20 protein-coding genes are annotated in these 21630 nt (G+C 67.4%); 11 read left to right on the top strand and 9 right to left on the bottom strand.

What is annotated here, in order from left to right:
- Nucleotides 1–19: 19 nt before the first annotated feature.
- Nucleotides 20–475, top strand: a complete 456-nt coding sequence (nrdR, locus tag DELCS14_RS09470; protein WP_012206755.1) for a transcriptional regulator NrdR — start codon at nt 20–22, stop codon at nt 473–475.
- 65 nt (nt 476–540) lie between these two features.
- Here nrdR and aroC read toward each other — a convergent pair whose 3' ends face one another.
- Nucleotides 541–1638: a chorismate synthase gene (aroC, locus tag DELCS14_RS09465; RefSeq protein ID WP_013801440.1), complete on the bottom strand. Its 1098-nt coding sequence runs from the start codon at nt 1636–1638 to the stop codon at nt 541–543.
- A 199-nt stretch (nt 1639–1837) separates the two neighbouring features.
- Here aroC and DELCS14_RS09460 point away from each other — a divergent pair, with 199 nt between their 5' ends.
- A complete protein-coding gene (locus DELCS14_RS09460) occupies nt 1838–2335 on the top strand; it encodes an AraC family transcriptional regulator (RefSeq protein ID WP_013801439.1) in 498 nt (165 codons plus the stop codon).
- A gap of 150 nt (nt 2336–2485) precedes the next feature.
- Here DELCS14_RS09460 and DELCS14_RS09455 read toward each other — a convergent pair whose 3' ends face one another.
- The gene (locus tag DELCS14_RS09455) at nt 2486–2938 is read right to left on the bottom strand and encodes a CBS domain-containing protein (protein ID WP_012206758.1); all 453 of its coding nucleotides are present in this window, start codon (nt 2936–2938) and stop codon (nt 2486–2488) included.
- Nucleotides 2939–3044: 106 nt separating this feature from the next.
- Between DELCS14_RS09455 and DELCS14_RS09450 the strand changes: the two genes are divergently transcribed.
- Both DELCS14_RS09450 and DELCS14_RS09445 read left to right on the top strand, forming a co-directional pair.
- A complete protein-coding gene (locus DELCS14_RS09450) occupies nt 3045–4343 on the top strand; it encodes an O-acetylhomoserine aminocarboxypropyltransferase (protein WP_013801438.1) in 1299 nt (432 codons plus the stop codon).
- Between the two features lie 22 nt (nt 4344–4365).
- Nucleotides 4366–5175 (top strand): alpha/beta hydrolase, encoded by an 810-nt coding sequence (locus tag DELCS14_RS09445; protein ID WP_013801437.1) that lies wholly within the window; start codon nt 4366–4368, stop codon nt 5173–5175.
- Between the two features lie 36 nt (nt 5176–5211).
- On the opposite strand, the gene DELCS14_RS09440 is transcribed toward DELCS14_RS09445, so the two are convergent.
- Nucleotides 5212–6687, bottom strand: a complete 1476-nt coding sequence (locus tag DELCS14_RS09440; protein ID WP_013801436.1) for an acetamidase/formamidase family protein — start codon at nt 6685–6687, stop codon at nt 5212–5214.
- A gap of 160 nt (nt 6688–6847) precedes the next feature.
- On the opposite strand from DELCS14_RS09440, the gene DELCS14_RS09435 reads away from it, so the two are divergent.
- On the top strand, nt 6848–9280 hold the full coding sequence (locus tag DELCS14_RS09435; RefSeq protein ID WP_013801435.1) for an acetamidase/formamidase family protein: 2433 nt from the start codon (nt 6848–6850) through the stop codon (nt 9278–9280).
- 13 nt (nt 9281–9293) lie between these two features.
- Here DELCS14_RS09435 and DELCS14_RS09430 read toward each other — a convergent pair whose 3' ends face one another.
- On the bottom strand, nt 9294–10121 hold the full coding sequence (locus DELCS14_RS09430) for an alpha/beta hydrolase (RefSeq protein ID WP_013801434.1): 828 nt from the start codon (nt 10119–10121) through the stop codon (nt 9294–9296).
- A gap of 218 nt (nt 10122–10339) precedes the next feature.
- Between DELCS14_RS09430 and DELCS14_RS09425 the strand changes: the two genes are divergently transcribed.
- The gene (locus tag DELCS14_RS09425) at nt 10340–10693 is read left to right on the top strand and encodes a DUF962 domain-containing protein (RefSeq protein WP_012206764.1); all 354 of its coding nucleotides are present in this window, start codon (nt 10340–10342) and stop codon (nt 10691–10693) included.
- A gap of 16 nt (nt 10694–10709) precedes the next feature.
- Here the strand turns inward: DELCS14_RS09425 and DELCS14_RS09420 are convergent, their stop codons facing one another.
- Complete coding sequence (locus DELCS14_RS09420; protein ID WP_013801433.1) at nt 10710–12056, bottom strand: YihY family inner membrane protein; 1347 nt, start codon at nt 12054–12056, stop codon at nt 10710–10712.
- A 107-nt stretch (nt 12057–12163) separates the two neighbouring features.
- Here DELCS14_RS09420 and DELCS14_RS09415 point away from each other — a divergent pair, with 107 nt between their 5' ends.
- Both DELCS14_RS09415 and DELCS14_RS09410 read left to right on the top strand, forming a co-directional pair.
- The gene (locus tag DELCS14_RS09415; RefSeq protein ID WP_013801432.1) at nt 12164–12562 is read left to right on the top strand and encodes a DUF2069 domain-containing protein; all 399 of its coding nucleotides are present in this window, start codon (nt 12164–12166) and stop codon (nt 12560–12562) included.
- A 43-nt stretch (nt 12563–12605) separates the two neighbouring features.
- Nucleotides 12606–14030 (top strand): FAD-binding oxidoreductase, encoded by a 1425-nt coding sequence (locus DELCS14_RS09410; protein WP_013801431.1) that lies wholly within the window; start codon nt 12606–12608, stop codon nt 14028–14030.
- Between the two features lie 104 nt (nt 14031–14134).
- Here the strand turns inward: DELCS14_RS09410 and DELCS14_RS09405 are convergent, their stop codons facing one another.
- Nucleotides 14135–14719, bottom strand: a complete 585-nt coding sequence (locus DELCS14_RS09405; RefSeq protein ID WP_013801430.1) for a hypothetical protein — start codon at nt 14717–14719, stop codon at nt 14135–14137.
- A gap of 175 nt (nt 14720–14894) precedes the next feature.
- On the opposite strand from DELCS14_RS09405, the gene DELCS14_RS09400 reads away from it, so the two are divergent.
- The 3 genes from DELCS14_RS09400 to DELCS14_RS09390 all read left to right on the top strand — a co-directional run bounded on the left by DELCS14_RS09400 (nt 14895) and on the right by DELCS14_RS09390 (nt 17419).
- Nucleotides 14895–15719 (top strand): thymidylate synthase, encoded by an 825-nt coding sequence (locus DELCS14_RS09400; protein WP_012206769.1) that lies wholly within the window; start codon nt 14895–14897, stop codon nt 15717–15719.
- A 21-nt stretch (nt 15720–15740) separates the two neighbouring features.
- Nucleotides 15741–16241: a dihydrofolate reductase gene (locus DELCS14_RS09395; RefSeq protein ID WP_013801429.1), complete on the top strand. Its 501-nt coding sequence runs from the start codon at nt 15741–15743 to the stop codon at nt 16239–16241.
- Between the two features lie 95 nt (nt 16242–16336).
- Entirely contained in the window at nt 16337–17419 is a 1083-nt protein-coding gene (locus DELCS14_RS09390; protein WP_013801428.1) for a metallophosphoesterase, read from the top strand.
- Between the two features lie 6 nt (nt 17420–17425).
- On the opposite strand, the gene DELCS14_RS09385 is transcribed toward DELCS14_RS09390, so the two are convergent.
- The 3 genes from DELCS14_RS09385 to DELCS14_RS09375 form a co-directional block, all read right to left on the bottom strand.
- On the bottom strand, nt 17426–19915 hold the full coding sequence (locus tag DELCS14_RS09385; protein ID WP_013801427.1) for a TonB-dependent siderophore receptor: 2490 nt from the start codon (nt 19913–19915) through the stop codon (nt 17426–17428).
- Nucleotides 19916–20048: 133 nt separating this feature from the next.
- Nucleotides 20049–21056 carry a FecR domain-containing protein gene (locus tag DELCS14_RS09380; RefSeq protein WP_013801426.1) on the bottom strand — a complete coding sequence of 336 codons (1008 nt, stop codon included), beginning with the start codon at nt 21054–21056 and terminating at the stop codon, nt 20049–20051.
- Between the two features lie 10 nt (nt 21057–21066).
- Nucleotides 21067–21570, bottom strand: a complete 504-nt coding sequence (locus tag DELCS14_RS09375; protein WP_013801425.1) for a sigma-70 family RNA polymerase sigma factor — start codon at nt 21568–21570, stop codon at nt 21067–21069.
- Between the last annotated feature and the right edge of the window lie 60 nt (nt 21571–21630).

The raw sequence follows: 21630 nt of genomic DNA, 5'->3' as shown, positions 1-21630 counted from the left end.
GCACGCATAGAGGCCTGCCATGAAGTGCCCGTTCTGCAGCCATCCGGACACCCAGGTCGTGGAGACCCGTGAGGCCGAGGATGGGGGCTTCATCCGCCGCCGCCGCCAGTGCGGCGGCTGCGACAAGCGCTTCACCACCTACGAGCGGCCCGAGGTCAGCTTTCCCGCCATCGTCAAGAAGGACGGGCGGCGCATCGAGTACGAGCGCGCCAAGCTGCTGGGCTCGTTCAAGATCGCGCTGCGCAAGCGCCCCGTAAGCACAGAGCAGATCGATGCCGCCATCGAGCGCATCGAGGAGCGGCTGCGCAACCTGGGCGAGCGCGAAGTGCTCTCCAGCCGCCTGGGCGAGATGGTGATGCGCGAGCTCAAGCTGCTCGACAAGGTCGGTTACATTCGCTACGCCAGCGTCTACCGCAGCTTCGAGGATGTGGACGATTTCAAGAACGTCATGGATGAGGTGCGCAATCCCGGCTGATCAGGCCGGCAGGACGCAAGAAAGCCGCCCTTGGGCGGCTTTTTCTTTGGTGCCTGGCAGTGCTTTCAGGGCGCGGCGGCAGGGATGGGAGCCAGGCCCGAATCCACGTCACCGCACTGTGCGCGGTGGCGCAGCGCATGGTCCATCACCACCAGGGCCAGCAGCGCCTCGGCGATGGGCGCTGCGCGGATGCCGACGCAGGGGTCGTGGCGCCCCTTGGTGATGACCTCGGTGCTCTGGCCCTGCACGTCGATGGATTCGCGCGGCGTGATGATGGAACTGGTGGGCTTGATGCCTATGCGCACTTCCAGGTCCTGACCCGTGCTGATGCCGCCGACGATGCCACCGGCGTTGTTGCTGCGAAAGCCTTCGGGACTCAGCGAGTCACCGTGCGTGGTGCCGCGCTGGACCACGCTGTCGAAACCGGCACCGATCTCCACGGCCTTGACCGCGTTCAGGCCCATCATGGCGTAGGCGACGTCGGCATCCAGGCGGTCATACAGCGGCTGGCCCAAGCCCACCGGCATGCCGCTGGCCTGCACGCGCAGCGCGGCGCCGCAGGAGTCGCCCGACTTGCGCAGCGCATCCATGTATTCCTCGTATTGGGACACATCGGCCACCGGCGCAAAGAAGGGGTTGTTGCGCACATGCTCCCAGCTCTCGAAGGGCAGGGACAACTCGCCCACCTGGGTCATGCAGGCGCGGAACTCGGTGCCGAACTTTTCCTTGAGCCACTTCCTGGCCACGGCACCAGCGGCCACCGTGGGGGCCGTCAGCCGTGCCGAGGAACGGCCGCCGCCGCGTGGATCACGGATGCCGTATTTCTGGAAGTAGGCGTAGTCGGCATGGCCGGGACGAAAGCTCTGCGCAATGTTGGAGTAGTCCTTGCTGCGCTGGTCGGTATTGCGGATCAGCAGCGCGATCGGCGTGCCCGTGGTGCGGCCTTCGTAGACGCCCGAGAGGATTTCCACCGCATCGGGCTCGTTGCGCTGGGTCACGAACTTGCTGGTGCCGGGGCGGCGGCGATCCAGTTCTTGCTGGATATCCGCTTCGTTCAGCGCCATGCCGGGCGGACAGCCGTCGATGACGCAGCCTATGGCCGGGCCATGCGATTCGCCGAAGTTGGTGACAGTGAATAGGGTGCCGAAGGTGTTGCCGCTCATAGGCCGACGATTATGCCCGGGTAGCCCGCAAGCGCCGTGCCTGCGGCGGCGGTGCATTGCGCAGGCAGCCATCGCCCGGCGATAACAAATATAGCTATCGGATTGCAAATATTCATAGTTAAAATTGCAATCCACCCTTTTTCAACCGCCTGCGGATCACCACACAGGCACCAGCCGCAAACTGCGGGAGGTTCGTGAAATGCAGGCCTCTTCCGACTCAACACAAAGCCAGGATCACAGCGACCCTGCGCGCAGCACTCCACCGGCATCGCCAGGCCTTCAGCCCAAGGACGAGGAGCAGGACCTTCGCCCCTCGCTGCTGAATGTGCTGCTGACATCGTCCAGCCCTGGCGATTTCAGAACCCGCAACAGGCTTGCCCAGGCCAAGCAGTACATGCGGGCCCGGCTCGACGACCCCGAGCTCAAGCCCTTGCAGGTGGCCCAGGACATGGGCATGTCGCTGCGCAGCCTGGCACGGTTGTTTGCCACCGAAGGCCTGACCCCTAGCCGCTGGCTCTGGAACGAACGGCTGGCCCAGGCGCACCTGCTGCTTCGGGCAGACAATGCGCGGCGCGTGACCGATGTGGCGCTGGCCTGTGGCTTCACCAGCTTCTCGCACTTCAGCCGCGTCTTCAGACAGGCCTATGACGTGCCGCCCAGCGCCTTGCTCAAGCCCAAACGCCGCCGGGTGCACTGACAGGTCCTGCAGCCCATCCATTCGCTGTTCACGCGACTGTCTGCTTTGCGCCCTGCGCGCAAAGACAAAGGCCTCCGCCGCATTTTGCGTTCGGAGGCCTTGCTGCTCAAAGTGAAACGGTCGAACGGTCGGTAGATATCGACCTGGCGATCAGTCCGCGCCCTGGCGCTCGCCCTCGGGCCAGTCGCGGATGTAGGCCTTGAGCATGCGGTTCTCGAAGTTCTGGCTGTCCACCACGGCCTTGGCCACGTCGTACAGGCTGATCACGCCCATGAGCATGCGCTTGTCCATCACCGGCATGTAGCGTGCGTGGCGGTCCAGCATCATGCGGCGCACCTCGTCCATGTCGGTTTCCATGGTGCAGGTCATGGGAGCGTCGTCCATGGCCGAGCGCACCAGCGTCTCGCCCACCCCGCCGTGCTTGACGAAGCCCTGGATCACTTCGCGGAAGGTCAGCATGCCGACCACGTCGCCATGCTCCATGACCACGAGGGAGCCGATATCGCGCTCCGACATCACCTGCACCGCGCTGGCCAGGCTTTCGTCCGGCGACACCGTGTAGAGGGTGTTGCCCTTGACGCGCAGGATGTCACTTACTTTCATGCCGTATCTCCAAATTTGTCTGTGTCGCCGTGGTTGCGGCAAGCCCGTGTCTGACAGGAAATATAGCCCACAATGCCCGCTTGCCTTGACAACCATGGAGACAGGAATGCCCGGCTACTCGGACCCCGGCTTTGACACCCTGGCGCTGCACGCGGGCGCACAGCCCGACCCCGCCACCGGAGCGCGCGCGACGCCCATCCACCTCACGACCTCGTTCGTGTTCGAGTCCAGCGACCATGCGGCCTCGCTGTTCAACCTGGAGCGCCCAGGGCACGTCTACAGCCGCATCTCCAATCCCACGAACGCCGTGCTGGAGCAGCGCGTCTCGGCCCTGGAAGGCGGCGTGGGCGCCGTCGCCGTGGCCAGTGGCCAGGCGGCGCTGCACCTGTCGGTGGCCACGCTCATGGGCGCGGGCAGCCACATCGTGGCCAGCACGGCGCTGTACGGCGGCTCGCAGAACCTGCTGCACTACACGCTGGCGCGCTTCGGCATAGAGACCACCTTCGTCAAGCCCGGCGACATCGACGGCTGGCGCGCCGCAGTGCGCCCCAACACCAAGCTGTTCTTCGGCGAGACGGTGGGCAACCCGGGCCTGGATGTGATGGACATCCCCACCATCAGCGCCATAGCCCATGAGGCCGGCGTACCGCTGCTGGTGGACTCCACGCTGACCTCGCCCTGGCTGATGAAGCCGCTGGAGCATGGCGCGGACATCGTCTACCACTCGGCCACCAAGTTCCTGTCGGGCCACGGCACCGTGGTCGGCGGCATCGTGGTGGATGGCGGCAGCTTCGACTGGGAAAAATCGGGGCGCTTCCCCGAGCTGACCGAGCCCTACGACGGCTTCCACAACATGGTGTTCAGCGAGGAGAGCAGCACCGGCGCCTTCCTGCTGCGCGCGCGGCGCGAAGGCCTGCGCGACTTCGGCGCCTGCATGAGCCCGCACACGGCCTGGCTGATCCTGCAGGGCATAGAGACGCTGCCGCTGCGCATGGAGCGCCACATCCGCAATACCGAGAAGGTGGTGCAATTCCTGGCCAGCCATCCGCTGGTGGGCCGCGTGGGCCACCCGCTGCTGGAGACCCATCCCTCGCACCAACTGGCAAAGAAGCTGCTGCCGCGCGGCGCGGGCTCGGTGTTCAGCTTCGACATCAAGGGCAACCGCAACCAGGGGCGCAAGTTCATCGAGACGCTCAAGGTCTTCAGCCACCTGGCCAACGTGGGCGACTGCCGCAGCCTTGTGATCCATCCGGCCAGCACCACGCATTTCCGCATGAGCGACGAAGCACTGGCCCAGGCCGGCATCGGCCAGGGCACGATACGCCTGTCCATCGGACTGGAGGATGCCGACGACCTGATCGATGACCTCAAGCGCGCCCTCAAGGCCGCTGAAAAGGCAGCGTGAGCCGACAAGGGAGACACCAACAATGAAGATCGATGTTCAGGGCCACGCCATCTACGCCTATACCGGCGGCAAGGCCTTCAACCCCGCCCAGCCCACGGCCATCCTCATCCACGGCGTGCTGTGCGACCACAGCGTCTGGGCTCTGCAAAGTCGCTACCTGGCCAACCACGGCTGGAACGTGCTGGCCATAGACCTGCCCGGCCACTGCCGCAGCGCGGGTGACGCGCCCGCCAGCGTGGAGGCAGCAGCGGATTTCATCGGCCAGCTCATGGATGCGGCAGGCATCGGGAAGGCCGCGCTGATCGGCCACAGCTGGGGCAGCCTGATCGCCATGGAAGCGGCCGCGCGGCTGGCCGCGCGCGTCAGCCACCTGGTGCTGGTGGGCACGGCCTACCCGATGAAGGTCTCGCCTGCTTTGCTGGACTCCGCGCTCAGCACGCCCGAGCAGGCCATCCGCATGGTGAATGTGTTCTCGCGCGCCACGCTGGCGCCACCCAGCGGCGCAGGCAGCTGGGTGTTCGGCGCCGGCATGGCGCTGGGCCGGCGCGTGCTGGCCAGCAATGACCGCACCAACCTGCTGCACGCCGGCTTCAAGGCCTGCGACAGCTATGCGGGCGGCGAGGCGGCCATGGCGGCGCTGCAATGTCCGGTCCTGTTCGCCCTGGGCGAGCAGGACCAGATGACGCCGCCCAAGGCCGCCAAGGGCCTGATCGAGGCGGCCCGGGGCGCGCAGCGCCAGGTCAGCATCGTGCACCTGCCCAGCGGCCACAACCAGATGACCGAGGCGCCCGACCAGACGCTGTTCGCCATCCGGGATTTCCTGGCGCGCTGAGCCCGGCCGGGTCCTGCCCGCAGGGCCCGGACGCACTCACGCGCCGCGCGCGGGGAAGATGCTCTTTTTCACGAGCGCGTGCACGCCCCAGTTGCCATCCACCACCTGGGTGATGCCGAAATCCACGGCAATCGACATCAGCGAGATGGCCTCGTCCTCTCCCAGCCCCTGGGTGGTCATGAGGAAGTGGCGCATCTTGTGATAGGCGTCGCGCAGCGCCAGGTCCACGGAAGACTTCTTGAAGATCTGGTTTTGTGCATCAGGCCCCAGCTCCGCCAGGTAGTTGGCGTAGCTGAAGCCGTGCAGCAGCCATTCGTCCTGGGTTTCGAGCAGCGGATAGGCCAGTTCGGCCAGCGGCGTTCCAGGCAGATCCGCCTTCTTGTGCAGGACCAGCTGGAAGGTGCCGGTCAGCGAGCACTCGATGGCCGTGCCGCACAGCTCGGAGTCCCCCTGCGAGGCATGCGGATCGCCCACGGTGAAGTTGGCCCCTGGCACGGCCACGGGGAAATACATGGTCGCCCCCTTGCCGATGCGCCAGTTGTCGATGTTGCCGCCCGTGTGGTTGGGCGGAATGGAGCTGGCCATCTCCACCTCGGCCGGCGCCACGCCGATGGTGCCGAAGTGCGGCCGCACGGGAACGCGGATATTGCGCAGCACGTTTTCGTTCTTGCTGATCGTGCGGTGGTCCACGGGTACGCCCGGATAGTCGATGGTCGGGTGGACCACGCCAAAGGGGTCGGTCTGCGGCGTCCAGCGGTAGTTGTAGACGGCGCGGGCCCAGTTGCGCTCGCCGGTCGCATCCACCTCGTAGATGGTGACCACCTCGCGCTTTCGGGGCTCGGTGAGCGTGTCGCCATAGTGAAAGCCCCAGTTCGCCGCCGCATTGCTGCCGAAGGTCCGGCCCTTGAACTGCGGGTTGCCCGAGGGGCGTGGCACCACATCAATGATGCGCACTTCCAGCACATCGCCGGGCTGGGCGCCCTTGATGCGTACCGGCCCCGTGCAGATGTGCACGCCCTGGCCGCCACCTGCGCCGTTCTTGGCATCCATGGGACCGGCGCCCCGGCGATCGACGTTCTTGCGCTGGCTGTCCCAGTGGAACACGCTCTCGGCGCCAGGGTCGCCCCGGACCATGCGTTCGGCATCGTCATTGGCGTGGTGGGTGAGCGTCTCCATGGTCACGTAGTCACCCGATTCGACTTCGACCACCGGCTTGGCCGATCTGCTGAAGTAGCCCCAGAGCACGGTGCTGGCAGAGGCGGGAATGTAGTAGTGGCTGGCCATGCCCTGGCCGGCCCGGGCGCCAGGCGCGCCCTGGGCAAAGGCCCGGGACGGTGCCATCGCGCCGCTGATGGCGCCGGCCGAGACCGCGCCGCCACCGACCACCATGGCGTCGCGCAGGAAGGAACGGCGTGCAACCTGGAATTCCTCGCGGATCAGCTTCTCGTCGGCTGGCGAAGCACCGTGCTGGCAGCCCGGGCCGCAGATATGTTCTTGGTGGGGGATGGTCATCGAAAATACTCCTGCTGTTGTGGATCGGTGCCGGCAGCGCCAGTGTCCAGGCGAGCATGTCCAGGCCGGTTGTTCCTGCGCGCACAAAAACTTGTCGCGGCTGCCATCCGGTGCGCCGGGCTTGGACAGGCAGTACGCGGGCGTTCATAGTTCGACCCTGATGCACGACGATCCAAGACGCTTTTCCACCCACGCATTTCCCGATGCCTTGCGGCAGGCTGCGCTCAATGAGGCGCTGTCCAGGGCAGACATCCATGGCGAAGCGCCCACGCCACCGGCCACCCACCTGGCGCTGCGCAGCTCGCCACTGGGATCGGTGTTCATCACGCTGGCCACCTCGCCCCTGACGCTGCGGGCCGTGGCCAAGCGGCTGCGCGGCCCGGGCCTGCTGCTGTGCGCCTTGCTGCAAGGCAGCGCCGATGCGGTGATCGAGGACGCCGCGTTCCCGCTCGAGGCCGGCTCGGCCTTGCTGCTGGAGTCAGACCGGGACTGGCAGCTGCAGTTGCCCGGCGACGGCCGCCTGCTGCTTGCGCGGCTGGAGTCCTCGAGCTTTCTGTTGCGCCTGCTGCGCTCGTGCCCGCCCGAGGCCAGGCACATCGGCGGGACAGGCGGCGTGGGGGCCATGTGCATGGCAATGGCGGCCTCACTGGCAGAGCAGATCGACACACTGGCACAGGACGATCTGCTGTCGGTGGAGGCCACGCTCACCGACATGCTGGTCACCTGCCTGACACCACGCGCCGGCAATCCCGACCAGGAGCAGGCCGAGGCGACAGAGCCGCCAAGCGCCGTACAGCTTGGCCATCTGCGCCGCATCTGCCGCGCCATCGAAACCCGGCTGGGCGATGCCGAGCTGTCCATCGATGCCATCGCCGGCGCCGAGGGGCTGTCCACGCGCTATCTGCAAAAGCTGTTCAAGGGGGCTGCCACCAGCTTCCGCACCTACCTGCGCGAACGCCGGCTGGAGCGCTGCCGCATGGACCTGAGCAACCGCTCGCTGCAGCATTTCTCCATCGCCGAGCTGTGCTTTCGCTGGGGCTTTGGCGATGCCGCCAACTTCAGCCGTGCCTTCACGGCCCGCTATGGTCTGTCCCCCAAGGCCTATCGCGCCAGTCCGGCGCGCGTGCAGGATGCGCCGCCCGGCCAGCGCGGACGCCCCTCGCCCGCCGAGAGCGCTGCGCAGGGTGCAGAACCGGCCGCAGCGCGCCTGGCACACAGCCCGTTCCAGGCCCTGCTGCGCGACCACGCACGCTACGCCCAGGCGCTGGCCCTTGTGCCCAAGCGCTCGGCGCATGCAGACAATGGCGGTGCGTCGCCCCAGCACTACTACCTTCCGGTCTCCGACAAGACCGTGCACTGGGGCTACCTGAGCCGTTCACTCAAGCCCGTGCTTTCGGTGCGCTCAGGTGACGTGGTGACCATGGAGACGCTGACCCAGCATGCCTCGGACGACTGGGAACGCATGATCGAAGGCGATCCGGGCGCCGAAAGCGTGTTCCACTGGACCGCGGCCCAGAAGGCCGTGGACCGGCGCGGCGCGGGCCCGATGGATGCCTCGATCTACGGCCGCGGCGCGGGCGAGGGCTTCGGCGTGCACATCTGCACCGGCCCCGTCTATGTGCATGAGGCCGAACCCGGCGACCTGCTGGAGATACGCATCCTCGACGTGCAGCCACGCCCCAGCTGCAGCCCCGCCCACCACGGCCGTGTCTTCGGCAGCAACGCCGCCGCCTGGTGGGGCTTTCACTACCGCGACCAGATCACGGAGCCCCGCCAGCGCGAAGTGGTCACCATCTACGAAATCGACCACGCACTGCCCGAGGAGCCCACGGCCCGCGCTGTCTACAACTACCGCTGGACGCCGCAGACCGACCCCTTCGGCGTGGTCCATCCGACCATCGACTACCCGGGCGTGCCCGTGGACCCCGCCAGCATCACCCGGCGCTTTGGTGTGCTGGACAAGGCACGCGTGCCGCTGCGTCCGCATTTCGGCATGCTGGCCGTGGCACCGCGAGAGGCCGGCCTGATCGACTCCATACCGCCGAGCTACTTCGGCGGCAACCTGGACAATTGGCGCGCCGGCAAGGGCGCGACGCTCTTCCTGCCCGTATCGGTGCCCGGCGCGCTGTTTTCGGTGGGAGACCCGCATGCATCCCAAGGCGACTCGGAACTGTGCGGCACGGCCATCGAATGTTCGCTGACCGGCAGCTTCGAGCTGCGGGTGCACAAGCGCGCCGCGCTGGACAACCGCTTCCTTGCAGAGCTGGACCACCCTTTCCTGGAGACCGGCTCCGAATGGGTGATACAGGGCTTCAGCTTCACCGACCACCTGGCCGAACTGGGCAGCCAGGCGCAGTCCCAGGTCTATCGCAAGTCATCGCTGGAAGGCGCCATGCGTGACGCCTTCCACAAGGCAAGGCGCTATCTGATGCTGGCCCACGGGCTGGACGAGGACGAGGCCGTATCGCTGATCTCCGTGGCCGTGGACTTCGCCGTGACGCAGGTGGTGGACGGCAACTGGGGCGTGCACGCCGTGATCAAGAAGGCGCTGTTTCCGCCGGAGCTCTCGGCGTCCACCCAGGCGGGCCCATGAAGCCCGCCCGGGATCAGACCCGTGCCAGGAAACGCGCGATGCGCTGGGCAATGCGCTCGGGCTGCTCGCGGTGGGGGACGTGGCCGCCGCCGGCCACGATCTCCACCTCCACCGGGCCGCTGGCGCGGTCGCGGATGCGCTCGGGATGGACCAGGGAGCCGAACTCGTCGAGCTCTCCATGGATGGCCAGCACCGGGCAGCGCACGCGCTCCAGCGCCTCGTCCAGCCGGTAGTCGGCAAAAGGCGGGGACAGCCAGGTATCGACCCAGGCAGACAGCACCCAGGCGGCCTTGTCGCCGTGGTATTTCTCCAGGCGCGCCAGCTGGCCGGGCCGGGCGAAATCCTGTTGGGCCGCGCGAATGCCCTGCAAGGTGCGATCTTCCACAAAGGCCTGGGCGGACTCCGTGATCACCGCCTTGCACTGCGCGCCATATCGGGCCGCCACCATGGCGGCCATGCCGCCGCCCACGCTGTGGCCCAGCACAATGAAATCCTCAAGGCCCAGCCCCTGGTGCACGGCCGGGAACACGGTCTCTGCCTCCCGGGCCACAAAGCCCGGCCCCAGCGTGCCCGGATAGGGATCGGACTGGCCAAAGCCCAGCCGGTCATAGGCCAGCACATCGCGGCGCGTGGCCTCGGCCAATTGCTGCGGGAAATCGCGCCACAGCGCCACCGAGCCCAGCGAGTCGTGCAGCAGCACGATGGGCGCGCGCGCCGGGCCTTGTTCGCCTTCGCCGGCCGCCGGCGCCTGCCAGCGCCTGACGTAGATGCTGCCCTGCGGCGTGGGAATGCGGATTTCGTTCAAGGATGCGGGGATGTCGGTCATGCACGAGGAAGGCATCGAAAAAAACTCCATGCCGGTCGGCGCCGGCCCGGCAGACATCATGCGCCTGCATGCCGCCAGAGGGCGACACCGTGGCGACGCGCGGGGCGGAATGCGGCAGCTTTTGTCTCTCTCGGGGCAGCTTTTGCGAACCCGGGCGCGCGGGTTCCTCCGATGGTGAAAGGCCAGGCAGCGGCGTATAAGTTGAAGCCACCCCATGCACGCGAAGGCCTGCCATGTCACACGCTTCCGCTCCCCTGCCCGGCGCCGCACAGGCTGCCGTGGACCCGCGCCAGTTCAAGAGCTTTGCCGAGTTCTATCCGTTCTACCTTCAGGAACACAGCAACCGTACCTGCCGGCGCCTGCACTTCGTCGGCTCCACGCTGGCGCTGCTGTGCCTGTTCGCGCTGTTCCTGACCGGCAATTTCTGGTTCCTGCTCGGCGGCCTGCTGTTCGGCTACGGCTTTGCCTGGATAGGGCACTTCGGCTTCGAGAAAAACCGGCCCGCCAGCTTCAAGCGCCCGCTGTACAGCTTTCGCGGCGACTGGGTGATGTGGCGCGACATCCTCACCGGACGCATTGCGCTCTAAAGCGCCGCGCCGGGCACTACGGCCGGGGCCGGCTCTCCAGCAGGCTGGCCAGCGTCATGCCCGCCAGGCCCGTGCGCTCCCACAGCGGCTGCACGGCCGCGGAAGGAGCCAGCAGCAGGCGTTCGACCAGGGGGGCCAAGGGCGTGTGTTGCGGGTCCACCAGCAGCATGTAGCGGGGCTCGGTGCCCTCGCTGCCCGCCGCAACGCCTGGCGCCTGCACCGTTCCCACCCAGTCGAGCACGGACAGCGCCTGCAGCACCGGATCGATCTGCTGCCAGTCCACATGCAGGCGGCGTGCCAGATCGCTGGCATACAGGCCCTTGGCGGGCGACTCGCGCTCCTGCTCCAGGTACTGCAGGATTTCCACGGCCATCTCGAACTGCCAGCCCTGCTGTCCGGGCATGCGCTGCACGCCGGCCATGACGATGGGCAGATACGCGGTGACCACGGCGCCCAGCAGCACGATGATCCAGGCCATGTAGATCCAGATCAGCAGGATCGGCAAGGTGGCAAAGGTGCCGTAGATGACCGAATAGGTAGGCACCGAGGCCAGGTACAGGCCCAGCGCCTTCTTCGCCAGCTCCATGCAGGTGGCCACGAACAGGCCGCCCACCCAGGCATGGCGCCAGCGCACCGCCGTGTTGGGCACATAGTGGTACAGGCCCGCCATGCCAGCGGCCAGCGCCAGGTACTCGATGGAATCGAAGATGAAGCGCAACCCTTCGGGCAGCGCATTGACCAGCCCGCGCGAGGCCGACATCACATAGGACGACAGCACCAGGCTCAGGCCCAGCACCAGCGGGCCCAGCGTGATCGCGGCCCAGTAGATCAGCACGCGCTGGCCCAGCGGCCGCAGCTGGCGCACGCGCCAGATGTTGTTGAGCGTGCGGTCTATGGTGAGGATCAGCGCGACCGCCGTGATCACCAGAATGGAAAAACCGGCCATGCCCAGCTGGCTGGCCTTGGAGGCGAACTGCGTCAGATAGCCGAGCACCTGGCGTGCAATGGTCTCCGGAATCAGGCTGTCGATCAGCCAGCGCTCCAGCACGATCTGCACGCGCGAGAAGATGGGAAACGCCGTGAACAGCGCCAGCGCCACCGTGAAGAACGGCACCAGGGCCAGCACCGTGGTGAAGGTCAGGCTGCTGGCGGTGACGCCCAGCCGGTCCTCGCGAAAGCGTTCGCGCAGCGTGTGCGCGGTATTGCGCCAGGGAAAGCAGCGCAGGCGTTCGCGCCAGGATGGGGGCACCACCGGCTCGGGCCGCTCCATCAGCGAAAGGCTGCGCTCCTGTTCGGGCGCGGGCAGTGCAACGGCACCGTCCTCCAGGCCACCGGCAGGCTCCTGCCCGGGGCCGCCGCTCATCGCCATATCTCCGCTGCAACGCGCGTGCCTGAAACGGGAACGCGCGTGACCATCCAAGCAATCACATGTTCAAAGGACAAGACCATGGCCGATATGATGCCACCCCGATGACTGATTCCATTTCTCGCCCCGGCGCCGATGTCGCCGCCACCCGCTGGCTGGCGGTCTCCAGCCTCATGGGCCTGATCGTGCTGAGCCTGGCCTGGGAACTGTGGCTGGCGCCAATGCGCCCCGGGGGCTCCTGGCTGGTGCTCAAGGCCTTGCCGCTGGCGATTCCGCTGATCGGCCTGCTCAAGCACCGCATGTATACCTACCGCTGGGTCAGCCTGCTGGTGTGGATCTATTTCACCGAGGGCGTCGTGCGCGCCTGGAGCGACGCGGCGCCCGGCCGCTGGCTGGCGCTGCTCGAAGTTTTCCTGTGCCTGATGCTGTTCACCGCCTGCGCCCTGCATGTGCGCTGGCGCCAGCGCAGCGCGCGCCGCGCGGCCCAGGCGGCCGGCGGCTGAGTCCCCGTTTTCATGCCTTCACGTCTTTGAAAGAAGTTGCAACATGACTGCACTGCTTGAACGCCTGCGCCAGATCGTCGGCGAAGCCCATGTCCTCACCGAGGGCGACCTCGTGGCCTATGAACAGGACTGGCGCCGCCGCGTGCGCGGCAAGTCCCTGGCCGTGGTGCGCCCGGCCAGCACGGCCGAGGTGGCCGCCGTGGTGCGCGAATGCGCGGCCGCAGGCACCAGCATCATCCCGCAGGGCGGCAACACCGGCCTGTCGGTGGGGTCCACGCCGGACGACAGCGGCACGCAGGTCGTGCTCAGCCTCACGCGCCTGAATGCCGTGCGCCACATCGACCGCGACAACCTGAGCTTCACCGTCGAGGCCGGCTGCATCCTGCAAAGCCTGCAGGAGCTTGCCGAGAAAGAGGGCCTGCTGTTCCCGCTGTCGCTGGCCGCCGAAGGCAGCTGCACCATTGGCGGCAACCTGGGAACGAACGCGGGCGGCACCCAGGTGGTGCGCTACGGCAACACGCGCGAGCTGTGCCTGGGCCTGGAAGTGGTCACGCCGCAGGGCGAGGTCTGGGACGGCCTCAAGGGCCTGCGCAAGGACAACACCGGCTACGACCTGCGCGACCTGTTCATCGGCAGCGAAGGCACGCTGGGCATCATCACCGCCGCCACCATGAAGCTGTTCCCCCAGCCTGCGGCCCAGCTCACGGCCTTTGCAGCGGTGCCCTCCATGGAAGCGGCCGTGCGCCTGCTGGGCATGGCGCACAGGCACCTGGGCGCGGGGCTGACGGGCTTCGAGGTCATGGGCCAGTTCGCGCTGTCCCTGGTGATCAAGCACATGCCCCAGCTGCGCGTGCCCTTTGCGGGCCTGGACGGCGCGCCGCCCTATTACGTGCTGGTCGAGAACTCGGACAGCGAGTCCGAGCAGCATGCGCGCGAGCGTTTCGAGGCGCTGCTGGAGCTGGCCTTCGAGGACGGCTGCGTGCTTGACGCCGTGGTGGCCGAAAGCCTGTCGCAGGCCCATGAGCTGTGGCACATCCGCGAAAGCATTCCCCTGGCCCAGGCCGAGGAAGGCCTGAACATCAAGCACGACATCTCCATTGCGGCATCGCGCATTCCCGCCTTCGTCGAGCACACCGATGCCGTGCTGCAGCGCGAGATCCCGGGTGTGCGCCTGGTCAACTTCGGCCACCTGGGCGACGGCAACCTGCACTACAACGTGCAGGCGCCCGTGGGCGGCGACGCCAAGGCCTTCCTCAATGAGCGCGAGCACCTGGTCAACCACTTGGTCTACGAGGCCGTGGCCGAATTCGGCGGCTCGTTCTCTGCCGAGCACGGCGTGGGCGCGCTCAAGGTGGACAAGCTGGAAAAGTACCAGTCGCCCGTGGCCCTGGGCATGATGCGCGCCATCAAGCAGGCATTGGATCCTCAAGGCCTGATGAATCCCGGCTGCATCCTGGCGCGCGCCTGATCGGGCAGCGCCGGCTTATCAAGAAGGGGCGGGGCCGCGTGGCGGCGCTGCCCCTTCTTGCATCCAAACGTGGTCAGGTGCGGCCAAACTCGGCCAGGCGCAGATCAGGAAGCTGGCTTGTTGCTCTCGACCACGGCGAAGGACTTCTGCACCTGGCTGGGCCAGGCGATGTCGGCACCGGCCGCGTCGGAGAAGTCGGTCTGCTTGCCATCGGTCAGCAGCCACACGCGCAGTGCGTTGCGCGCGGGGTCGATCACGATGGCGCCCATCTCCTCGCCGCCCTGGTGGGGGCGCAGGCCGACGATGCTCCACACATCGCCCTCCTTGGTCAGCGGGCCCACGGTGCGCATATTGCTCAGCAAGGTCGGGTAGCTGGTGCCCAGCAGCGCCTTGAGCCGCTCGGCCAGCACGCCCTGCTCCAGGTAGTTGGTGCCGTCGTAGGGATACTTGCCCACGTACTCGGCAAGGCTGTCCAGGCCGGGCTCCCCCGCCTTGGCGGTGGACGGCAGGCGCGTGCGCTCGGGAAAGTTCAGCGTCAATGCGGGCGCGGGCGCGGCCACATCGAGTGCCACGGACTGCACGGCCTTGGGAGTGGGAACGGTGGGAGAGCGCGGATCACAGGCTGTCAGCGCCAGCATGGCGGCACCCAGTGCGATTCCGGCCTGCCAGGGGGAGAGCATGGAAGACATGCGCAAGCTCCTTGTCAAAGCGGATGCGAAAAAACCATGGCGCCGGTGTGAAAGCCCAGGCAAGACACCGGCGCCCGTCGGCAGCCATTTTCGCACCCGGGGTTGCAAACCTTGTTTCGAGGGGCATGGATACCGTCGGACAAGGCGCCGTATTCATCAAGGGATAATCCCCGCCATGAACATGACTGCCGCGCCCCGCCCTGCCCGCTCACAGTACGAAGATTTCATGCGCCATGTCTACGAACATGGCGTGTCCAAGACCGACCGTACCGGAACGGGTACGCGCAGCGTGTTCGGGCACCAGATGCGCTTCGATCTGTCCGAAGGCTTTCCGCTGGTCACCACCAAGAAGGTGCACCTCAAATCCATCATCCTGGAACTGCTGTGGTTCCTGCGCGGCGACAGCAACGTGCGCTGGCTGCAGGAGCGTGGCTGCACCATCTGGAACGAATGGGCACGCGAGGACGGCGACCTGGGTCCGGTCTACGGCGTGCAATGGCGCAACTGGCCCACGCCGGACGGCGGCCATATCGACCAGATCGCCGAAGTGGTCAAGCAGCTCAAGAGCAACCCGGACAGCCGCCGCATCATCGTCAGCGCCTGGAACGTGGCCGACCTGCCGCAGATGGCGCTCATGCCCTGCCACGCCTTCTTCCAGTTCTATGTGGCCGACGGCAAGCTCAGTTGCCAGCTGTACCAGCGCAGCGCGGACATCTTCCTGGGTGTTCCCTTCAACATCGCCAGCTACGCATTGCTGACCCACATGCTGGCCCAGCAATGCGACCTGCAGGTGGGCGATTTCGTCTGGACCGGCGGCGACTGCCATATCTACAACAACCATTTCGCCCAGGTCGAGACCCAGCTGGCGCGCCAGCCCTTCGCCTACCCGACGCTGCAGATCAAGCGCCGGCCCGACTCCATCTTCGGCTACGAGTACGAGGACTTCGAGGTCGTCGGCTACCAGCACCACGAGCCCATCAAGGCCCCCGTGGCCGTCTGAGGCCGCAGAAAGACCCGCCCGATGGCCATCCATCTCATCTACGCACGCGCCGCCAACGGCGTCATCGGCAAGGACAATGCCATGCCCTGGCACCTGCCCGAGGACCTGGCGCACTTCAAGCAATTGACCCAGGGCTCGGCCGTGGTCATGGGCCGCAAGACCTGGGACTCGCTGCCGGCCCGCTTCAGGCCGCTGCCCGGGCGCACCAACATCGTCGTCACGCGCCAGGCAGACTGGGCGCCCGAGCCGGCCGCCCCCGGCGTGCTGCATGCCACCAGCCTGGAGCAGGCCATGGAACTGGGCCGCCAGGCATCGGCCGACGTCTGGGTCATGGGTGGTGCCCAGATCTACGCCCAGGCCCTGCCGCTGGCCGACAGCATCGAGGTGACCGAGATAGAGCGCGACTACGAAGGCGATGCCTTCGCCCCCACGCTCGGCCCCGAGTGGCAGGAAGCGTCACGCAGCCGCCATGTGGCCGCCAACGGGCTGCCCTACAGCTTTGTGCGCCTGCAACGACGCTGACATACCCCTGTCGCACACGGGGCTGGCGGGCGCGGCGGGTCTGTGCAAATAATGTCGTTTTTCCACGCCTTCGCCGTCTTTCGCGCCTCTTCGCCATGAGCCTCGTCCAGCCCTTGCCCCCCGGTCCGCTCGACATCGTCGGCGACATCCATGGAGAGTCCGAGGCGCTGGACCAACTGCTGGGGCACCTGGGCTACGACGCGCTGGGCCGCCATCCCCAGGGTCGGCGCCTGGTCTTCGTCGGCGACTTCTGCGACCGGGGCCCCGACAGCCCGGGCGTGCTCGCCCGTGTGGTGCCCATGCTGGAGTCGGGCCATGCGCTGGCCGTGCTCGGCAACCACGAAATCAACCTGCTGCGCGAGGATGCCAAGGACGGCTCCGGCTGGTTCTTCGACAGCCGCGTGGCCTCCGATACGCCCAAGTACGCGCCGTTCGCGCGCATGCCGCTGTGCGATATCCCTGACACCCTGGCCCTGCTGGAACGCCTGCCCATCGCCATGGAGCGCGAGGACCTGCGCGTGGTCCATGCGGCCTGGCGCCCGCAGCAGATCGCCATGGCGCGCGAGCTGCCGCTGGGCAGCGCACGCAGCGCCTACGACCACTACGAGGCCCTGGCCGCCCAGCAGGCCCAGGTCAACAAGGTGGCCGAGCGCATGCGTGCCGAACGCCAGCAATGGCCGCATGACCTGGAAGACCGCAACTGGCTGCCGCCCTTCCTGCCCGCGCACAGCGAGAGCGAACTGGCCAAGGCCATGGTCAATCCGCTCAAGGTGCTGACCTCGGGCGTGGAGCGCGAATGCCGCAATCCCTTCTACGCGGGCGGCAAGTGGCGCTTCGTCGAGCGCGTGGCCTGGTGGAACGAATACGAGGATGCCCAGGCCGTGGTCGTGGGCCACTACTGGCGGCGCCTGAACCGGGGCGGCCCGTCCTTCCACGGCGCGCAGGCCGAGAACCTGTTCGGCCAGACCGGTCCGCTGTCCTGGCACGGCCGGCGCGGCAATGTGTTCTGCGTGGACTACTCGGTCGGCGGCCGCTGGAACGCCCGCCTGGCGGGCGAGGACCCGCAGCAGCGCTTCAAGCTCGCCGCCATGCGCTGGCCCGAGCGCCGCCTGGTGTTCGACGACGGCGCCCAGGCGGACAGCGAGGAGTTTGGCGTTGCGGCGGCCGCTGCCGCATAACACGCGCTAGATCCGCGGCGCGTAGCGCAGCGTCAGCAACAGCGACCTGGGCGCACCGTAGTAGTTGTTGCCCGACACCGTGTTGTAAGAAGGCACGTAGTAGCGCTTGTCCAGCAGGTTGCTGACGTTGAGCGCCACGCTCAGCTCGGGCGAGACCTGGTAGGCCACGCGTGCATTCCACAGCGCAAAGCCTGCCAGGCGGAAGGCGCGGTCGGAGCTGAGGGTGTCGGTCTGCGCATTCACGCCCGTGCCCACCGTCCAGCGGCCCAGCTCGCCCGGCAGGCGGTAGCTGCCCCACAGGCGCAGCATGTGCCGGGGCGTCCAGGTGTTGAAGATCTGGCCCTGGTAGTCGGGGTCGGACAGGTAGCGCGTGGTGTTGTAGGTGTAGCCGGCCGCCAGTTCCAGGCCTGTGGCGACCTTGCCGGAGACCTCGGCCTCCAGGCCCTGGCTGCGCACCTTGCCCGAGGAGCGCGAGCAGTACCAGTCATCACATGCAAAGCCGCTGTCGTAATCATTGACGGCGCGGTTTTTGTGCTCGTAGCGGAACACGGCCAATGCCATGTTCAGGCGGCCGTCGGCCATCTCGCCCTTGATGCCGGCCTCGTAGTTGCGGCCCTGCACCGGCTTGATCAGGTCGCCCTGCACCGTGCGCGCGGTCTGCGGCTCGAAGACGGTGGAGTAGCTGCTGTACAGCGACCAGTTGTCGTTGAGCGCATAGACGGCACCCGCGTAGGGGATGAAACGCCCCGTGGTCTTGCTGGTGGAAGAATCGCCCGATTGCGCGCGGTAGGCGAAGTCATACCAGCCCAGGCGCCCCCCGGCGATCAGCGTGAGCGCCTGCGTGGGCCTGACACGCCAGGTGCCGTACAGGCCCTTTTGCGTGATGTCGTAATTGCTGCGCACATCCGCGCCACGCGCGGCGATGCTTTCCATGTCCTGCCAGGGGCGGTTGTGGTCTATATCGAAGATGTTGCCGCCCGCGGTCCAGGCGCGCACGAAGCGGTCGCTGGTGGTGTAGCCAGCGTAGTTGGCGCCCAGCAGCACTTCCTGCTCCATGCCCAGCGCCTTGAAGCGGCCCGACAGCGACATGTCCAGGCCACGCTGCTGGTTGTTGAAGTCCACGCCGAAATCGCCGTAGCTCATGCCACTGCCATCGGGCTTGATGGGGCCCACGGCACGCTGGTGCACGTTGGTGTTCTTCTCGTTCATGGCCATGCCCACCATCTTGAAGCGCCAGTCCGCATTGAAGCGGTGTTCCAGGTCGGCGAACAGCATGTTCTGGTCATTGCCTGCACGGTTCCACATGGCGCCTGTGTAGGTGGAGCGCGGCAGGCCGATGTCGCTGCCGTCGGCAAAGCGCGGCAGGCCCACGATCATGGGGCGCGAGCGGCTGTGGCGCTGTCCCACGGCCAGGCCCACCGTGGTGCTGGCGCTGATGTCGTAGTCCAGCGCCGCGTAGATGTTGCGCACGCGGTCGCGCGTGTATTCGGTGAACCCGTGGCTGTAGTCCCCGTCCAGCACCACGCGGCCGCGCAGCGTGCCTTCCGCATTGAGCGGCGTGCTGGCATCCATCTGCAGGCCGTAGTGGTCATGGGAGCCGAGCTTGCCCGTGAAGACCACGGAGCGCTCGCGGCCCGGGCGCTTGCGCACCAGGTTGATCGCGCCGCCGGGGCTGCCCGCACCCTGCAGCAGGCCGGCCGCGCCGCGCAGGATTTCCACGCGGTCATAGAACACCAGCGACTCCTGCTCCCAGTTGCCCAGGCTGTAGGTATTGCGCGTGAACGGCAGGCCGTCGTACTGCAGCGAGTCCACCGCAAAGCCGCGCGCATTGATGGCCAGGCCTGCGCCCACGCCCTGCACGGCCACCATGCCGGTGGCGTTGTGGATGGCGTCGGGCAGGTTGGTCATGCCCTGGTCATCCATGCGCTGGCGCGTGAGCACGCTGACCGATTGCGGAATGTCCTTGAGCGCCTGCGCGGTCTTGCCCAGCGTGACCGTGCCGCTGGTGTAGGAGTCCGAGCCTTCGGTGACGCCGTCACGGATGCGCGTGTCGGTCACCATGACGGCCGGCAGGCCCGCCTCTGCCCCAGCGGCAGCCTGGCCGCGCGATGTGCGCACCTCGGGCAAGGGGCGCAGCGCATAGCCGCCATTGGGCTGCGCATGGGCGGCCAGCCCCGAGCCGGCCAGCAGCGCATCCAGGGCCGCAGGCGCTGCATGGTTTCCACTCAGGCCCGCGCTGCGCCTGCCAGCGATGTCGGCCGCCGTGTACGACAGCATGACGCGGCTTTCCTGGGCGAAGCGGGCCAGCGCGCCCTCCAGCGGGCCTGCCGGTATGGCGTAGCTGCGCACTTCGGAGGTTGACTGGGCCTGGGCCTGCGCGGTTTGCGGCGCAAGGGCTGCGCTGACGGCGCACAGCGCCAGCGTGGTGCTGGCAGCCAGTGCCAGCGAATGGCGCCGGAAGGCCGGTGCCGCAGTGTGAGCAAGTCGTTGGACCATGAAATATCTCTTCCCTGAAAAGTGGCTTCTTCAGGACTTGCCACGCGAGAAAAGAAAACACCTCATGCCAACGGGTCCAGGCATCGATCAAATTGCAACAATTCGCAACAACAACCATCCAGCCTGTCTTGGCTCATGTCCTGCTCTGCCGGGCGCGCACGGTCAGCCAGTAGCGGCCAAAGCCGGTGAGCTCGATGGGCTGGGTGCGCACCAGCATGTCGAGCACGCGGTCGGTATCGTCCAGCGGATACATGCCCGAGACGCGCAGCGAGGCGAGCGTGGGATCGCAGGCCAGGCGGCCCCTGCGGTGGCGCGCCAGCTCGGCAATGAAGTCGGTCAGCGGCATGTCCCGCGCGGCCAGCAGGCCTGTGCTCCAGGCGGCGGCCAGTTCGTCGGCGGGCTGGGGCGCGTCCACGGCAAGGCGGTCAAAACCGGCCTGCTCGCCCGCGGCCAGAATGCGCACGGCCTGCGGGGCGTCAGCCGGCCGCACCTCGACCGCGCCCTCAAAGACGGCCACATGGCTGGCGCCATCGCGCTGGCGCACCGCAAAGCGCGTACCCAGCGCACGCAGCCGCCCTTGCGCGGTTTCAACCAGAAAGGGGCGGGCATGCGGGTCGCTGGCCGTGGTGACCAGCACCTCGCCGCCCAGCAGCCGCAGCAGGCGCTGGCTGGCGTCAAAGCGCACGTCGATGGCGCTGGCCGTGTTCAGGTGGATGCGCGTGCCATCGGCCAGGGTCAGTGCCTGGCGCTCGCCGGTGGCCGTGCGGTGGTCGGCCGACCATTCGCGCCAATCGCCGCCTTGTATCCACCAGGCGCTGCTGCCTGTGAACGCGGCCAGGGCCAGCAGCTTCATGGCCTGGCGCCGGCCGCGCGCACGGCTGCGGCGCGGCTGCAGCGCCCCATGCGCCAGCGGTGCGGGCAGATCGCGCAAGTGCAGGCCGCAGGCCTCGATGTGCCGCCAGGCGCGCTCATGGTCGGGATGATCGGCACGCCAGCGCCGCCATGAGGCCTGCGTGTCCTCGCCGGCATCGCAGGCCTGCAGGGCCACCAGCCATTGCACGGCCTGCAGGCTCACGGCTTCTGAAACGGGCGGGCCTTCAAAAACGGGCAGGCCGGTGGATGCGTGGCGGAATTCGGTCATGGGCTGGCGCTCAACCGCCGAAGAAGCAGCAGTGCGCGGCCTTGGCGATATGGCGCTGCACCGTGGCCAGCGACAGCTGCAGCTCGGCCGCGATGTCGGCCTGCTTCATGCCGTCGAGCTGCGACAGCAGGAAGGCACGGCGCACGGTGGGTGCCAGCGTGTCCAGGCGGCGGTCCAGCTCGACCAGCGTCTCCAGCAGGATGGCGCGCGTCTCGGGGCCCGGCACCTGCGGCTCGGGCAAATGCGCCAGCGTGGCCAGGTACGCCTCTTCGATCTGCCTGCGCCGCATGAAATTGGCCACCACGCCCTGCGCCACCGTGGTCAGAAAGGCACGCGGCTCGCGTGCGGCAATGGGCTCGCTGCGCGTGAGCAGGCGCATGAAAGTGTCCTGCGCCAGATCGGCCGCCTCCGTGGAATTGCCCAATCGCCGCCGCAGCCAGCCCTGGAGCCAGCCATGATGGACGCGGTACAGCGTATCGACCTCTTGGTGCAAAGCGGCGGGGGCGGCGGGCAAGACAGGCTCCTGGTGCGGCAGCACGTGCAGGCGTGCGCCACATGAATGAGAAAGATTCTC

Source organism: Delftia sp. Cs1-4 (assembly GCF_000214395.1).
In the GTDB taxonomy this organism is placed as follows: domain Bacteria; phylum Pseudomonadota; class Gammaproteobacteria; order Burkholderiales; family Burkholderiaceae_C; genus Comamonas; species Comamonas acidovorans.
Note: the sequence above shows the minus strand (reverse complement) of the source record. Positions and strands in the feature narration are given on the sequence as shown.